This window comes from Facklamia sp. P12937 (genome assembly GCF_050409505.1).
Classification (GTDB): Bacteria; Bacillota; Bacilli; order Lactobacillales; family Aerococcaceae; genus Facklamia.
Window position 1 is genome coordinate 17,765 of sequence record NZ_JBNUPI010000015.1, and the last position, 16,620, is coordinate 34,384.

General features: G+C 36.9%; 11 protein-coding genes and 1 other annotated feature (1 of these 12 running past the window's edge). Of the genes, 3 read left to right on the top strand and 8 right to left on the bottom strand.

The features are described 5' to 3' along the window. The first annotated feature begins 73 nt into the window (after positions 1–73). From ACQV2R_RS06560 to ACQV2R_RS06570, 3 genes are all read left to right on the top strand, one after another. A complete protein-coding gene (locus ACQV2R_RS06560) occupies positions 74–1,033 on the top strand; it encodes a tRNA dihydrouridine synthase (protein WP_428874525.1) in 960 nt (319 codons plus the stop codon). 97 nt (positions 1,034–1,130) lie between these two features. After that, positions 1,131–2,138 carry a signal peptide peptidase SppA gene (sppA, locus tag ACQV2R_RS06565; RefSeq protein WP_428891987.1) on the top strand — a complete coding sequence of 336 codons (1,008 nt, stop codon included), beginning with the start codon at positions 1,131–1,133 and terminating at the stop codon, positions 2,136–2,138. Position 2,139: 1 nt separating this feature from the next. Continuing rightward, a complete protein-coding gene (locus ACQV2R_RS06570; RefSeq protein WP_428874523.1) occupies positions 2,140–2,919 on the top strand; it encodes an RDD family protein in 780 nt (259 codons plus the stop codon). A gap of 47 nt (positions 2,920–2,966) precedes the next feature. Here the strand turns inward: ACQV2R_RS06570 and pheT are convergent, their stop codons facing one another. From pheT to leuS, 8 genes are all read right to left on the bottom strand, one after another. Then, the gene (pheT, locus tag ACQV2R_RS06575) at positions 2,967–5,393 is read right to left on the bottom strand and encodes a phenylalanine--tRNA ligase subunit beta (RefSeq protein WP_428882070.1); all 2,427 of its coding nucleotides are present in this window, start codon (positions 5,391–5,393) and stop codon (positions 2,967–2,969) included. After that, complete coding sequence (gene pheS / locus ACQV2R_RS06580) at positions 5,393–6,460, bottom strand: phenylalanine--tRNA ligase subunit alpha (protein WP_428875415.1); 1,068 nt, start codon at positions 6,458–6,460, stop codon at positions 5,393–5,395. The genes pheT and pheS overlap by 1 nt, the downstream gene beginning before the upstream one ends. A gap of 353 nt (positions 6,461–6,813) precedes the next feature. After that, a complete protein-coding gene (locus tag ACQV2R_RS06585) occupies positions 6,814–7,323 on the bottom strand; it encodes a phosphohydrolase (protein ID WP_428891988.1) in 510 nt (169 codons plus the stop codon). Positions 7,324–7,422: 99 nt separating this feature from the next. Further along, a complete protein-coding gene (locus ACQV2R_RS06590; RefSeq protein WP_428885330.1) occupies positions 7,423–8,208 on the bottom strand; it encodes a TrmH family RNA methyltransferase in 786 nt (261 codons plus the stop codon). A gap of 101 nt (positions 8,209–8,309) precedes the next feature. Then, on the bottom strand, positions 8,310–9,728 hold the full coding sequence (gene pepV / locus ACQV2R_RS06595) for a dipeptidase PepV (protein ID WP_428875413.1): 1,419 nt from the start codon (positions 9,726–9,728) through the stop codon (positions 8,310–8,312). Positions 9,729–9,900: 172 nt separating this feature from the next. Then, positions 9,901–10,626, bottom strand: coding sequence for a pseudouridine synthase (locus tag ACQV2R_RS06600; RefSeq protein WP_428874341.1), 726 nt, complete (start codon positions 10,624–10,626; stop codon positions 9,901–9,903). Then, positions 10,623–13,985 carry a polysaccharide biosynthesis C-terminal domain-containing protein gene (locus tag ACQV2R_RS06605; protein WP_428891989.1) on the bottom strand — a complete coding sequence of 1,121 codons (3,363 nt, stop codon included), beginning with the start codon at positions 13,983–13,985 and terminating at the stop codon, positions 10,623–10,625. The genes ACQV2R_RS06600 and ACQV2R_RS06605 overlap by 4 nt, the downstream gene beginning before the upstream one ends. 78 nt (positions 13,986–14,063) lie before the next feature. After that, positions 14,064–16,484, bottom strand: a complete 2,421-nt coding sequence (gene leuS / locus ACQV2R_RS06610) for a leucine--tRNA ligase (RefSeq protein ID WP_428874339.1) — start codon at positions 16,482–16,484, stop codon at positions 14,064–14,066. Positions 16,485–16,551: 67 nt separating this feature from the next. Beyond that, positions 16,552–16,620, bottom strand: a binding site (T-box leader); it runs 145 nt beyond the window's last position.

The following is a 16,620-nucleotide window of genomic DNA, read 5'->3' on the forward strand; positions in this document are numbered from 1 at the left end:
GCATCCAGCCTCATTTATGGTAATCTTTTAAAGATTCTATTTTTACAAAAATAAGCGAAAGGAGTCCTAAACTATGCCACAAAACTTCTGGCAAAACTTACCCAAACCCTTTTTTGTTTTAGCCCCTATGGAAGATGTAACCGATGTTGCTTTCCGACATGTTATTGCTAAAGCTGGAAGACCTGATGTTTTCTTCACTGAATTTACTAATTCTGAATCCTACTGCCATCCTCTAGGCAAAGAATCCGTACGAGGTCGTTTAATCAAAACTGAAGATGAACAACCCATAGTAGCCCATATATGGGGTGACCGGCCTGAATTCTTTGAACAAATGGCGCATGGAATGGAAGAAGAAGGCTTCGCAGGTGTCGATATTAATATGGGCTGTCCAGCACCTAACGTCTTTAAACATGGTCGTGGGTCTGGTTTAATTTTAAGACCACAACTAGCTGCTCAATTAATCCAAGCCAGTAAAAAAGCAAACCTTCCTATTTCAGTCAAAACGCGTTTAGGCCATCATCAAGTGGAAGAATATAAAGAATGGCTGAAGCATTTATTTGAACAAGGTATTGCCAACCTCTCCATACACTTAAGAACAAAAACAGAAATGTCTAAAGTGCCCGCTCATTGGGAACTAATTGGGGAGATTAAAAATTTGCGTGACCAATACGCCCCACATACCCTCTTAACTGTAAATGGGGATATTGCTGATCGGCAACAAGGAATGGAGTTATACAATACTTATGAGATGGACGGTATTATGATTGGCCGCGGTGTTTTTCAAAATCCATTTGCTTTTGAAAAAGAACCTCGTCATCATTCTGCTAAAGAATTGATTGATCTTTTTCGCTATCATTTGGATCTCTTTGATTATTACGATCTCCACCCTTTCCCTGCTTTAAGAAGGTCTTTTAAAATCTATTTAAGAGAATTCAAAGGAGCACACGAATTAAGAGTCCAACTAATGGAAGCAGAGGATTCCATCCAAGCGCGTGAAATACTCATTGCTTTTGAAAAACAACACTTATTATAGAAAACACCTAACTAACAGCTTTTTATAGTTATAAACAGCTTATCATTCCAAACCGACATTAAAAATGTTAAACTAAACTCAAAGGAAGGTGGCTTATATGTCAAAAAAAAAATGGATAGTAATCGCTTTTGCACTTGTTTTAATTGTCGCTTCTAGCTTATCGAAAGTTTATAATGAACCCGCTGATATTACCTACAGTGAAAAATGGGCGAATGAAAGACTAAACTCCTTGCTAGGCATTGGACAAGATTATATAGAAGAAATTCGAGAAGATGGCTCTGTAGATCAACGTATTCTAGTTATCCCTATTGAAGGAGTGATTGGAATAGCGTCTCCTACTTATGATCATCAACTTATTATGGATACCATCGAACAGATTCGAATGGATGAATCTATTAAGGCTGTTTTATTCGAATTAAATACTCCAGGTGGAGGAGTATACGAAACCCGTGAAGCTTATGACTTATTTAAGGAAGTGATTGCCGAAAGAAAGATTCCTGTTTATGCTTCTATGGGGCAAGTAGCCGCATCAGGTGGCTTCTATTATGCCATGTTAGCCGATAAAGTTTATGCTACTCCTGAAACAATCACTGGCTCAATTGGAGTAATTATGTCTGGTTACAATATGAGAGAGCTTTATGACAAAATAGGTGTTGAACCCTATGTTTTTAAATCTGGAAAAATGAAGGATTTAGGCTCGAGTGCACGTAAAATGACTAAGGAAGAAGAGGAAGTATTCCAAGAATATATTGATGAAGCCTTTGATCGTTTCGTTCAAGTGGTTGTCGATGGTCGTGATATGTCAGAAGAACGGGTGCGTGAGCTAGCAGATGGTCGTATTTATACCGCCAAGCAAGCTAAAGAAAACGGCTTGGTTGATGATATTCTATACTATCGTCAAGTAATCGATCTTATTCGCGAAGAAAATGACTTAGCAAATGCTCAAGTTTTTGAAAAAGCAGCCCCTCAAGACCAATTTGCCTCATTCTTCCCTACATTTATGAAATCAGAAGATAATTATGCAAAACAATTTGATCAAGTTCTTAACCGTGTAAAAGAAGAAGTTCTTCCTCAGATTGAGTACCGCTGGGAAGGTGGTAAGTAATATGACATCAGTTAAATTAGATAAAGAAGAACTTAAGACGCTTTTAAATCATTCAAAAGAAGAAAAAAAAGATTCAACTAAAGTTATTGAAGAAGTTCCCCAAGATAGTACAGTCATTATTGAAGAGCAAACGGACCACTCTAAGGACAACAATATAACAAAAAATAACTCGTCTTCTTTAAATTCTAGTCAAGCAAATCATTCCGGACTCAATCCATTCAGCAATCATGCAGCAAGAGAGGAAGCTTTCAAAGAGACTAAGCAGTCTGACATTGATCCTATTCAAATGAAAATTGCTGACCAACAACTGAGAGAAAATGGCTACGACTATCTTCCTAAGGAGGTTTATGCTGGGTTCTGGCTTCGTTTAGCAGCTTATATGGTAGATTACCTATTCATTCTTCTCCTGACTAACCTTATAACGAACATTGTAGGAGAAATGAATAAAGACTTATTGTGGGGTGTTTTACCTATGTTCTTTAACTTAGCTGTATTTTGCCTTTACTTTTTCCTAATGACTTTCGGTCTGAATGGCCAAACACCCGGAAAAATTTTATTTAATTTAAGAGTTGTGCCGATTAATACCCAATCGAATAAATTAAATATATCCACTTTATTAATGCGTGAATTTTTTGGTCGTGTTATTTTCTACTATGTACCATTTATTGCCGTCATCCTTATCTTCACAAGCAAACATCAGCACCCATTAGATATGCTGACTGATACGACAGTGATTAATGAACGTTATCTAACTGCCTTTGCTAAGTGGAAACTCGTTTAAAACAAATAAAAATCACTACGCTATCTTTAGCGTAGTGATTTTTTATGTTAACGAATTTCTACATTCTCTGCCTTTTCTAAAGCTTTAATCACTTGATCCATTGCCTTTGTCACTTCTTCATCTTTTAAAGTTTTATCTGGATTTTGGAAAGTTAAGTGATAAGCTAAAGATTGTTTATCTGCTGCTATATTCTCGCCAGTATATCGGTCGAATAATTCGACATTTTTCAAATTATCTCCAGCATTTTCATAGATTAAATCTACCAAGCTTTGGTGACTGGTTGATCGATCTACTAAAAGAGCGATATCACGAGAAGTTGATGGATATTTTGCTAAAGGGGTCTGTAGCAATAAGTCTCTGTTAAATCCTACTAAAGCCTCAAAATCTAATTCCGCAAAGAAAGTCTCCTTATCTAAGTCAAACTCTTGCGATAATTGGGGATGTAATTGCCCAATAAAACCAATTTTTTGACCGTCTAATAAGATATTGGCTGTTTGTCCTGGATGCATAAAGTCTAAATTTTCCATACGTTCAAATGATAAATGATTTCCTAAACGTAATTGGTCCATAATTTGTTCAACGATACCTTTGAGATCGTAAAAATCATAATTTTGACTTGCACTTTCCCAATTGGATGGACTCTTTTCACCAGAAACAAAGAAGCTAAGCATTTCTTTTTCTTCAGGTTGACGGTTCCTTTCAGTCGCTAAGAAAACTTTGCCCATTTCATAGAAAGCTATGGTCTTATTGTGACGGGCTTTATTGTAGCGAGCAATCTCCAAGAAAGACGGTAACATTGATTGTCTTAAGAGTGATCTTTCCTCAGACATTGGTAAAAGTAATGAAACATAGCGATCTTTATTTGCATTTAATTTTGCAAACTCAGGTGAGATTAGAACATAAGACACTGTTTCATTTAAGCCTAACCCTTCAGCTAAAGAGCGTGTTGCTCTTTTTAATTTTTGTCGGCTATCTAATTGGGCGGGACGATTAGGAACCGCAGGTAGAGTAACAGGAATTTGATCATAGCCATAAATACGAGCCACTTCTTCTAAAATATCAGCTGGAATAGTAATATCCCAACGACGTGGGGGAATCGATACTCTCATCTGGTCATTTTCAAAAGCGACTCCAAAACCTAAGCGGTCAAAAATGGCTTGAAGCTGCGATTGATTCACTTGAATGCCTAATTTTTCTTCAATCATTTGCATAGGCAGTTCTACCACTTGATCATGCACATCATCGGCTTTTACTTCTAAGACTCCCTTTTCGATTTTACCCTGTGTTAATTGCGCCATCAAAATAGCAGCTTGGTCCCCTGCTTCTGAAAGAGTTGCTGGATTAATTCCTTTTTCAAAGCGGGCAGATGATTCTGATCTTAAGCCAAGACGTCGAGAAGTTGAACGAATGGCCTGAGGGTTAAAAACAGCTGTTTCTAATAAGACATTTTGCGTCTTTTCGGTTACATGGCTATCTAGCCCACCCATGACACCTGCTAGAGCAATTGGTTGATCGTCAGAAGTAATCACTATATCTTTTTCTGTTAGATTTCTTTCGATTTCGTCTAAAGTCGTAAGCTTTTCATTTTCTTTGGCATAGCGCACACCAATCTTTTTGCCTGGTAATTGATCCAAATCAAAAGCATGCATAGGTTGACCATATAGCATCAAATAGTAATTGGTCACATCCACTAGGTTATTAATAGGACGAATATTAGCTTTCATCAAACGGCTTTGCATTTGAATCGGGCTTGGCTTTACTTGAATGCTTTTCAACACTCTTAACTGATAGTGACTACTTAAATCATGTTCTGTCATATCCAATTCTAAATTTTGTAATTCATCAATTGAAACTAATTGACTTTCACTGATTTTTAAAGCTTCAAAATGTGGAGTCTGAGAAACAATCGCTCCCACCTCGTGAGCTACTCCACGCATCGATAAAGCATCTGCACGATTAGGTGTAATGGATAATTCTAAAATCGGATCATCAAGCTCCATGTATTCAACGATATTTTGACCGATTGGAGCATCCTCTGCTAAGAGATATATGCCATCCACAAATTCCTTCGGTACCACCTTATCAGCAAATCCCAACTCTTGTAATGAACATAGCATTCCTTGAGAAACTTGACCTCTAAGTTTTGACTCTTTGATTCTTAAATCTCCAGGTAAAATACAGCCTTCTAAAGCAGTGATTACTTTAGCACCTTGCTTAACATTAGACGCACCACATACGATTTGCTTTTTGCCGTAATCTGCTACATTGACTTGAGCAATTTTTAAATGATCGGAATCAGGATGGTCCTCTAATTCTTCAACTAATCCAACTACTAGAGGACCTTGAATAGAATCGGCCAGATTTTCGACTCCTTCAATTTCAATACCCGTTCGAGACATTTTCTCTGCTAATTCCTCGGCAGGCATTTTATTTAAATCTAATAATTCATTTAACCAATTATATGAAACATACATTAGTTTTGACCTCCTTTGAATTGTGTCAAGAAGCGTAAATCATTTTGGTAAAAATGACGGATGTCATCAACGTTATGCTTTAACATGGCTACACGGTCAATTCCCACACCAAATGCAAAGCCGCTATATTTATTTGAATCAATGCCTGACATTTCTAGTACATTTGGATGAACGAGTCCTGCTCCTAAGACTTCAATCCATCCGGTACCTTTACAAATACCACAACCTTGCCCTCCGCATTTGAAACAGGACACATCCACTTCAACAGAAGGCTCTGTGAATGAGAAGAAGGAAGGTCTTAATCGAATCTCACGTTCTTCGCCAAAGAAGGCTTTAGCAAATTGTAAGAGCGTTCCTTTCAGATCTGCCATAGTAATCTTTTCAGCAACTACTAAGCCTTCCATTTGATGAAACTGATGAGAATGAGTCGCATCATCATTATCTCTTCTAAAAACCTTCCCGGGTGAAACCATCTTTAAAGGGCCATCTTTTTCAAAGTCATGCTTTTCCATTGTCCGAGCTTGCACAGGCGAAGTGTGTGTTCTTAATAAAACTTCTTCAGAGATATAAAAGGTATCTTGCATATCCCGAGCAGGATGATTTTTAGGCAAATTCATTTTTTCAAAGTTATAAGAGTCTAACTCTACTTCTGGTCCTTCAATAATTTGATAACCCATCCCTAAGAAAAGATCTTCTAATTCTTCACGCGTTTGAGTTAATAAGTGGCGACTACCAAAGTTCTGCCGTCTTCCAGGCAAGCTAATATCGATTGTTTCACTAGCCAGTTGAGCAGCTAATTCTTTCTGCTTTACTTGCTCTTGTTTTTTCTCAATATGGTCATTAAACGATTGATGGAATTGATTAATTAGCTGACCTAAAATCGGCTTTTCATCTTTTTCTAAATCTTTCATTTGTTTTGAAATTTGCGTCAATTCACCTTTTTTACCGGTATATTTCACGCGAATATCCTGAATCATTTTACTTGATTCCGCTTGCTTGATTTCTTCAATTGCCTTTGCAACTAAACCATCGACTTGTTCTTTAATGACTTGTAATTTATCATTCATCATAATCCTCCTAGCAATTAGCACTTTAATATTCCATCCAACAAAAATAGCCCGTCCCTAAAAGGGACGCGCTACCGTGGTACCACCCTTATTCTTGAATAATTTCAAGCACTCAAATCATTGTTAACCCCAATGAAGGTATCTTTTTCTAGTTTCAAACTATTTAAGGATCGACTCCTAGGATGAAAATAATTGAAAAGTGACATCATCTGCTCTCAGTCGGTGACAAATTTCCCTGTTTATGTACCTTTCAATTAGGTCCTAATCATAGTCTTTAGTTATCTTTATCAAGTATAGCCTGTAAATAGTTTTTCGTCAATCTTGCTCTTTAGTGAAAAGTCATTTCACCCTCACTATTCGCTAAATCCAATGGTCTGCTCTTTCTTATCTAGAGAGGCTTTTAGCCACCTTTTTAAACCTTCTACTAATTCGCATACAGCTGATTGCTTATCCATTAAAGTCACAATTAATGACTCGCCATAGCGTGGGATATCTAAAGTAGCGCCACACATATGTTTTAAAATTATATCTTTTTCTTTGTCTGATAAATCAGTGATTTCTAATGCATTCTTTAAAGCGATACGTGGATGCTCATAATTATGGCCTTTTCCGCCTACGCAATCCTTTGAGCAAGAATCGTAGAAAAACAAATCGTGCAGAAGGGCTGCTCTGGCTGTAGCGATCGCATCGAGCTTAAAACGTTTAGCCCAAAGGTATGAACGATAAGACACTGAAATAGAATGTGCTAAACGATTGGTATATTTATGATGGACAAATTTTTCTAGAGATTGAACTTTTTCATTCTCCATCAAATCTTTAACAATTGCCACATATTCTTGGTTATCTTGCCAAGCTATTGCCATTTATCCACGTCCCTTCTTTAATCTAACTCTAGTATACTCCACAAATATGAAGTTTATGTAAATTCTATGTAAAAGTTTAATAAAGCTAATATTTATTAACTAATTCGACCATTGTTTCCAGGCAAACATTAAAATACCTGCTGCTATAGATACATTAAGGGATTCTGCTTTTCCTGGCATAGGTATAAAGACTGATTTATCTGCTTTTTCCATCCAAAAAGGCCCAACACCTTGCCCTTCATTGCCCAAAACCAAGACACAGTGGTTAGCGATTAATTTACGATAATCTTCAGCTTCTTGATTGACGGCTGTACAGTAAAGAGGAAGTTCACTCGCTTGAATGGCTTTAAATATTTGAGCGTTTGAAGCTTCATAGATAGGCAAGTGCCATAAAGATCCTTGACTCGCTCTTATGACTTTATCATTGTAGAGGTCTACACAGCCTTCAGCTAAGAATACACCATCAAAACCTGCTGCATCAGCGGTTCGAATCATGGTTCCTAAATTGCCCGGGTCTTGTACCCCGTCACATAAAAGATAGTGGCTACCATTTATATTTTTTTTAGCTAAATTACTTTCTTTTTTCTTAATGACAGCCATCACTCCTTGGGTATGTTGAGTGAGTGCGACTGTCTTCATCACTTCTTCACTTAAAATCAACACTTCGATTTGAGCTTGTTTGATTTGTTCAATAGTCTGTATATGATTTTCATGATAACTTGGCGTCATTAAAACTACTTCAATGGCTGCTTGATAAGTGATGGCTTCTTCAATAAGATGTTCACCCTCGATTAAATAAGTTTCTGTCTTTTTGCGATTCTTAGCTAAATGCAATTTGCGGTAGTCTTTTATTCTTTGATTTTGCTTTGATTGAATAATTTCCATAATATTTCACCTTTTTTCTTCATGAATTGAAGGTTACTTGAATATATAAAAAAAAGCAAACTTTCTAGCAAATTGGCTAGAAAGTTTGCTTAAATGGTCAATTAGCGTGTTAAGCGATAGATAGATTCTGCATAAATAGCAGTAGCTCTTAATAAGTCATCCATCGCAAGGAACTCATTGGCTTGATGCATAGTATCAATTGAATCTGGGAATAAGACACCAAATGAAACTCCACGCTCCATTAAGCGGCCATAAGTTCCTCCACCAATTGTTTTTTCATAAACTTCATTGCCAGTTTGTTTAGCATATACATCCAGTAAAGTTTTAACCATTGGATCTTCTGGTGAAAGATAATGAGGGTCTTTATTACCATTCATTTCCACTTTCACTGCTAAGTTAGCAACATTTTTGATAATAGCTGATTGAATTTGATCTTTGTCGGTTCCTTTAGGGTATCTAAAGTTAGCATCTACTAATCCACCTTCAGCATCATCAAAATTGATAATACCAATATTCATAGACAAGGCTCCCATAATATCATCGACTATAGCGACACCGATTTTTTCACCTTCAAAATCAAGGTGTAACTTATCGCCTACTAGAGTTAAGAAGTCATTGGCTTCTTTTTTATCAAATGTATACTTACTTAAGAAAGCAGCTAAGTAAGTTCCCGCATTATGGCCTTTTTCTGGAGTAGATCCGTGAGCCGCCTTACCTGTTAGTTCAAAACGTAATTGACCAGACGCTTGGGAAACTTTACCTGATACAGGTTGATCTTCTAAAAAGGCTTGGAAATCAGCTTTTATTTGGTCTGCTTGATCAGTTTTTACACTCGCATAAGCTTCTTGAGGAACCATATTTGCACGAAGACCTGCATGGAAATCAAGCAATTTATGATTAGCTTCCACTGTTTGCTTAGCATCAAATTTAAATTGAGCAGAAACATTTCCTTTTTCACCGTTGATAATCGGGAATTGAGCATCTGGTGAAAAACCATAGTCTGGCATTTTTTCAACTTTAGCATAATGATCCATACACATCCAGCCAGATTCTTCATCTGTTCCAACAATCAGATGAATCTTTTGATTAAACTCTGCGCCTAATTCACGTAATAATTTAATGGCAAAGTAAGCACCAATTGTTGGTCCTTTATCATCAGAAGAACCACGCGCATAAATGCGTCCATCTTTGATTACTGGCTCATAAGGGTCAGTGTCCCAACCAGTTCCTTCAGGAACAACATCCAGGTGACCTAAAATACCTAAGGTTTGATCGCCTTCTCCAATTTCAACACGGCCCACCAAAGGCCCAAATTGCTTCGTTTCAAAACCATCTTCTTGGGCCATTTTTAAGAATTCTTCTAAAGCTTTTTTAGGTCCAGGTCCAACAGGAGCCTCTGCTGTTGCTAAATCATCTTCACGAACTGAACGAATGCGAATCATCCGAAAAAGATCTTCTAATAAGTCTTCTTGACGTTTAGTGACTTCATCTAACCAATTAATATTGTCTAAATTTTCCATCTTTCTACCTCCATAAAATATAGAATTTCAAAATCATTCTGACTTTAATAAACTATTGCCATCAAATGAATCCGTTCCCATTATATCATATAAATTTATCCAACCCTATATCTCTACTTTAAATTTAAGTCTTTTTTTTAATAAGACTTCTTCTCTGAGAATAGCATTTTTACTATTCATAACCCAATGGCTTTAGAGCTTCTATTTCAGCTTGAGTTAATTGACGATAATCTCCAAGAGCTAAGTCATCTTCAAGCTGGAGAGGTCCCATTGATAAACGGTGAAGTTGAAGAACTTCCATCTGACAAGCTTGAAACATTCTTTTTACTTGGTGAAATTTACCCTCACTAATGGAAACGCGAATTTTAGATAGACTCTTTTCAAAATCTACTTCATCAATCCATAATTGAGCGGGTTTACTTATAAATTCTCCTAAATCCAAGCCTGCTTTAAACGCTGCTACCGTTTCTTTCGTAACATTTCCTTCAATTAAAGCTTGATAGGTTTTATAAACTTGTTTTTTTGGAGAAGTTAACTGATGAGCCATTTGACCATTATTGGTAATTAATAAGAGACCAGTGGTGTCAATATCTAGTCTCCCTACCGGAAAGAGATCAAAACGATAATCATCCGGATGTAGACAATCGATAACCGTATCATGGTGTCCGTCTTCAGTGGCAGAGATAACGCCTTGCGGTTTATTCAAGAGCCAATAGATGAACTTGTGGTAAATAATTTGTTGTCCATCTACTTCTATCAAGTCCTTGTTTTCGTCTACTTGAAAGTTTGCTTTTATAATTTGTTCACCATTGACTCGAACACTTCCTGTTGAAATTAAAGACTTGACTTCTTTTCTAGAGCCGAAATTCATATGACTTAATAATTTATCTAATCTCATCGGTGGATACTCAATTTCTTTTGTAAATCCGCACGGTAATCACCGATAATAATCGGCAACATACCGAATAGGGCCATAGTCCCACTATAGATAAGAATGGCAATCAAAACGACTATAATGATTTGAACTAAAGTTAAGCCTCGTCCTACTGGATCCATCATCAGATTGATTAAACGATTCCAACCGTAAGTACCAATTGCCATAATGGTTGTCGCAATCACAATGCGCACAATATCACCTACAAAATAACGATCACGAATTTTGATTACACGCCAAATCTTCATCCACATTAAAACAGCAGCCACAGCAAAGCCAAAGAAGGTCGCCAGTAAAGCACCGTGAGCTTGGAATAACGCTACCATTGGAAATTGTAGAACAAGCTTAATTGCTAAACCTACCAGTAAATAAGTGATTGCAAACCGACGATAATCCATTGATTGAAGAATGGTTGCAAAAACAGTATATGCTCCTAATACAATAGCTGTAAATGATCCTGTCGTTAATAAACCCGGTCCTGCAGAAATACCTGCTGGATAGAAGAAAGGATAGACATTGTCAGCTATAATCGCCATTCCGATTGAGGCTGGCAGCATGATAAAGGTGAATAAAAGAACAATATTTTTGATTAATTCACTGGTTTTATTAATATTTCCTTCAGCGTACTTACTTGAAACAGCTGGGATTGATGAAGCCGCAATAGCTACAGCAAATGAAACAATAATCATCACTAATTTATTAACATCTAAGCTCATCGCTCCAAATAATTCAGCAATTTCTGAATTTAATAACACACTGGTACGAACAAGGATTTGTTTAAAGGTATAGGTATCAATATTTTGTGCAAAAATTATACCTGAGCCAAGCAAGATGAAAGGAATCGAATCACGTAGCATAATTTTTAGGCTATCCATGAAATCGATATCCATCTTATTTAAGGATGTCTCTTTAATACTTTTCATTTTTCGATTATGAATAATATAAGCACCAACCAAGAAGAGCAAGGCAATTAAGGCTCCAACAAAGGCTGCAAAAGTTGAATGAGCAACCGCGTCTGTAATCGATCCCTCGTAAACCATCATAATCAGGTAAGTAGCACCTAAGATATAAAGAACTCGCATAATTTGTTCCAGAACCTCAGAAAGGGCTAGCGGTATCATTTGACTATAACCTTGGAAATATCCTTTAAATAGGCTTAAAGTAGGTAAAATCAAGAGAGCCGGTGCTAATGAACGAACGACAATGATTGCCGCTTCTTGGTTATCTGTTGGTGAATTAGCTACTAATACAGGTGCGATTAAATAAAAGATTGCAGCAATTAAGATACCTGAGAAGGCCATAATTCCCAGTGAATATTTAAAGAGCTTGTCGACCACTTTAAATTCTTTCTTAGTGCTGTAAAAGGCTATCTGCTTAGCAACCGCCGCAGGAAAACCAGCTACTGCAATTGATAAGAAAAATACGTATGGATTATATCCAACAGCATAAAGAGAGTTTGCTTGAGAATATTCTGCCCCTAGCCAAGCTGCCCATGGAATAATATATAAAGCCCCAATAATTCGGGATAGTATTTGTCCCATTGACAACCAAGCAGCACCAACAACAAATTTAGATTTATCTTCAGAATGGCCTTGTTCACTCAGTTCTTGCTGAGCTTTTTCTGCTTCAAAAAGATTAGCATCTAAGGTGTCTTCAAGAAGGACATCCGTTAAAATTGGCGCTTCGTAATAAGAAGTTTTTTGCGAAATTTCTTCTGCAATGGACTCTTCTTCAGATAAATTATCCCTATCCTTGGGTTTTTCTTCTTCATTTATTGACTCTTGGTCATCATTATTAATGATTGCAGCTTGTTCATTTTCATCAGAAGATTCCTGTTCAAGAATCGCATCTAAAGGCGCTTGTTTTTCAGTTGGTGTCTCTTTTTCTCCTTCAACTTCACTGTCTTTATCATCATGATTTTGAACCGTTTGTAGCATTTGACTGGTTGACTGCTTGGTTTTCTCTAACAGCTTTGTAGAATTAGCTGCAATTTTAGCCCAGGCATTGCGTGAATTGACTTTAACCTTATCTAATAAATTAGATCCTTTTTTAGGAGTTATTTGCTCTTGTTTATAATGATCTTCAGGCAAGATGTCCCATGCTAAAGCTTCTATTTCTTCATCATTATACATTTGAGTTTGCGATGACTTTTGCGATTCTAAATCTTTTTCATCAGAAGAACTTTCATTGGTCTTGGAATTGAAATTAACTTTAGAAAAAGCAGGTTCGACAGAGGAAGAATTCTGCTCTTCTTGAGATTGACGATTGTTACTATCTTGAGTCTTTTCTTGCGATAAAGATTGTGACTCAAACTCCTTATCTTCCCTCCCTTCGTCTATATTTTCAGCTTGTGAACTTTCTGCCGATTCCCCATCAGTCAATGCTTCCTCAAGAGAATTTGAACTACTCTTTAAACTTGAATTAGGAGTTTGAGAGAGACTTTCAGTTTCAGCTTGACTATTATCCTCAATATCTTCAGCTGGATGGCTATTATTAATTACGTCCAATTCGTTAAGAGACTCTTGTTCTAGACTAACTGCTTCCTCACTCGCTAAAGAATTATCAATCAATGCTTCGTCTGAATCATAGGATTCAACTTCAAAAGTATTGGTGTTGAGAGACTCATGCACAACTTCTTCATCTTCTCGTTCTTCAGAAGTAAGGGGTTCAAATTCATCACGCGTTGAAAAAACTATCTGGAAAACTCTTTGAAAGAATCCAGGTCTAACATTAGCAGCTCGCTTGTTTCGATGCTCTTTTCTTAGGCTTTCCTCAATCGATCGATACTGGAAGGGGTTCTCATTTTCATTTCCATGACCATCTTGTTTTTCAAAATCATGACGAGTAAAAAGATCTGGTTCTATTTCTAATTCCAGTGTTTCCTTAAGATGATTAGCTGGATCTTTCATAATTTCAACTTTTTGAGTTAACTGTGAGAATTCCCTTTCTTTATCAGTATCCTCAATTGAACTTAGAGAACTAACTTCAATTTGATTGTCTGCGATTTCTTCCTCGGCTTCAATTACTTCCTCTGAATTATCTTCAAATTGCTCAAGTAATTCTCCTGCTTGTTCTTCAGTAGGTTGATTGTTAATGGCTGACTCTTTTTCATTTTCTGTCAATTGATGATCTACTAAATTTTCGATCGGTTGATTTGTATTAGGATCAGCTTTTATCTCTCGGTCAAAATAATCTGAATCCATTGGCCGAGGATTAGAATGTCTCAGTTTTTCGAGATCTTCTTCTGTAAATTCTAGTGTATCAAAACGGTCGTAATCATTTTTAAATCCCTGATTTTTATCATCAAATTGATTATCAGACACTTACTACACCCCTTTTATTGATATTTCGTCTCTAATATAACATGTATCTATATCAAGAACGATTTCTTAGCACTTTAACTAGTTAGCCACTATGTTAACCAAACGGTTAGGAATAGCAATGATTTTACGAACTGTTTTACCATCCAACTCTTTTTTTATGCTTGCTTCTGCAAGAGCTAACTCTTCCATAGCCTCTTTTTCTAAATCCAAAGCTATATCGAGTTTTGCTTTAACTTTACCGTTAATTTGGATGACAATTTCAACAACTTCATCTTTAATGAGTGACTCATCATATTCTGGCCAGCTTGCTTCTGATAATGATTCAGAGTGCCCTAATTTTTGCCACAACTCTTCCATTAAGTGCGGTGCAATTGGAGCTAACAACTGAACAAAGCCTTTGGCATATTTCTTAGGCAATACATCGACGCTTCTAGCTTCATTTAAGAAAATCATTAGTTGAGAAATAGCTGTATTAAAATGTAACTGCTCAAAATCTTCTGTCACTTTTTTGACTGTTTGATGGTAAATCTTAGTCAATTGATCATCTTCAGACTCTTGAATAGCTGAACTTATTTGACCCGTCGTTTCCTCAATAAATAAACGCCATACGCGATCCAAGAAACGTCTTGAACCTTCCAAGCCATTTTCTGACCAAGCGATCGATGCGTCTAAGGGGCCCATGAACATTTCATATACTCTCAATGTATCTGCGCCATATTCATTAACTACATCGTCTGGATTAACCACATTTCCCTTCGATTTAGACATTTTTTCATTGTTTTCACCCAAAATCATTCCTTGATTGTAGAGTTTTTGGAAAGGTTCTTTAGTAGGAACGACCCCCAAATCATAAAGAAACTTATGCCAAAAACGGGCATAAAGAAGATGTAAAACAGCATGTTCCGCTCCACCTATATAGAGATCGACATTTTGCCATTTGTTTAATGCCTTTTCAGAAGCAATCGCTTCAGTATTATTTGGATCCATGTAACGTAAAAAATACCAGGAAGAACCTGCCCATTGTGGCATAGTATTTGTTTCTCTTCGGCCCTTCATGCCTGTTTTGGGATCTTCAACTTCCAGCCAATCTTTAACATTGGCTAATGGAGATTCGCCTGTTCCAGAAGGTTTAATGCGGTCTGTCTTAGGTAAAAGTAAAGGTAGTTCTTCTTCAGCAATCGCTGTGCTTGTACCATCTTCCCAATGTATAACTGGAATAGGCTCTCCCCAATATCTTTGTCTAGAGAAGACCCAGTCTCTTAAGCGGAAGTTAACTTTTCTTTGTCCTTTAGCATTAGCTTCTAACCACTCAATCATTTTTTGATTGGCTGCTTCTATGTTCAAACCATCTAAAAATTCAGAATTAATATGCATTCCATCTTCTACATATGCCTCATTTTGAATTCCTTCTTCGGATTTAATCACTTCATATCTTGGTAAATCATATTTTTGTGAGAACTCATAGTCTCTTTGATCATGAGCTGGGACCGCCATGACCGCACCTGTTCCATAAGAAGCCAATACATAGTCTGCAATCCAAATAGGTATCTCTTTAGCTGTTACAGGATGGATGGCGTATGAGCCAGTGAATACACCCGTTTTATCTTTAGCAAGTTCAGTACGGTCTAAATCCGTTTTAATCGAAGCAGCAGCAATATAGCTTTCTATTTCTGTCTTTTGTTCTGGACTCGTTAAGTCTTTAACGAGCTCGTGCTCTGGTGCTAAAACGATATAAGACAAACCAAACAAAGTGTCTGGACGGGTAGTATAAGTTGTAATGATTGAAGGACTATCTTTTACTTCAAAATCAATTAAAGCTCCCTCAGAGCGGCCTATCCAATTGCGTTGCATCTCTTTAACTGAATCCGGCCAATCCAAATCTTCTAAATCATCAAGTAAACGCTGGGCATAGGCTGTAATTTTTAATACCCATTGCTTCATTGGACGACGGACTACAGGGTAACCGCCACGTTCTGACACACCATCTACAATTTCTTCGTTAGCTAATACTGTTCCTAAAGCTTCACACCAATTAACGGTAACATCCGCTTGATAAGCCAATCCTTTTTCATAAAGTTTGGTAAAAATCCATTGAGTCCATTTGTAATAGGATGGATCGGTAGTAGCAAATTCTCGCTCCCAGTCATAAGAGAAGCCTAGAGATTTGATTTGACGTTTAAAGTTGGCGATGTTTTTTGCTGTAAAATCTGCTGGATCGTTACCAGTATCTAAGGCATATTGTTCAGCTGGTAAACCAAAAGCATCCCACCCCATTGGATGAAGAACATCATAACCTTGTGCTCTTTTCATTCTGGCCATAATATCAGTAGCAGTGTAACCTTCTGGATGACCTACGTGTAGTCCTTGACCTGAAGGGTATGGAAACATGTCTAATACATAATATTTTTCTCGGTCTGCTCTATCCTTAGTTTTAAAAGTTTCATTTTTATCCCAATAATCTTGCCACTTTTTCTCAATTACTCGATGCTGATATGTCATATTCTTTTCCTCCAATTATCTAATCTTTTATACAAAAAAGCCCTATGAAATCATCTCAAAGACAACTTCATAGGGCGCAATCGCGCGGTACCACCTATTATTTCATTAGCTGAGAGCTAATGCTCTATGCTTTAAC

Excerpts from the sequence above, each read along its gene's own strand:
- sppA (WP_428891987.1), top strand. The coding sequence starts at position 1,131 with ATGTCAAAAAAAAAATGGATAGTAATCGCTTTTGCACTTGTTTTAATT.
- ACQV2R_RS06570 (WP_428874523.1), top strand. The coding sequence starts at position 2,140 with ATGACATCAGTTAAATTAGATAAAGAAGAACTTAAGACGCTTTTAAAT.
- ACQV2R_RS06560 (WP_428874525.1), top strand. The coding sequence starts at position 74 with ATGCCACAAAACTTCTGGCAAAACTTACCCAAACCCTTTTTTGTTTTA.
- pepV (WP_428875413.1), bottom strand. The coding sequence starts at position 9,728 with ATGGAAAATTTAGACAATATTAATTGGTTAGATGAAGTCACTAAACGT.
- pheT (WP_428882070.1), bottom strand. The coding sequence starts at position 5,393 with ATGTATGTTTCATATAATTGGTTAAATGAATTATTAGATTTAAATAAA.
- ACQV2R_RS06600 (WP_428874341.1), bottom strand. The coding sequence starts at position 10,626 with ATGAGATTAGATAAATTATTAAGTCATATGAATTTCGGCTCTAGAAAA.
- ACQV2R_RS06585 (WP_428891988.1), bottom strand. The coding sequence starts at position 7,323 with ATGGCAATAGCTTGGCAAGATAACCAAGAATATGTGGCAATTGTTAAA.
- ACQV2R_RS06590 (WP_428885330.1), bottom strand. The coding sequence starts at position 8,208 with ATGGAAATTATTCAATCAAAGCAAAATCAAAGAATAAAAGACTACCGC.
- leuS (WP_428874339.1), bottom strand. The coding sequence starts at position 16,484 with ATGACATATCAGCATCGAGTAATTGAGAAAAAGTGGCAAGATTATTGG.
- pheS (WP_428875415.1), bottom strand. The coding sequence starts at position 6,460 with ATGAATGATAAATTACAAGTCATTAAAGAACAAGTCGATGGTTTAGTT.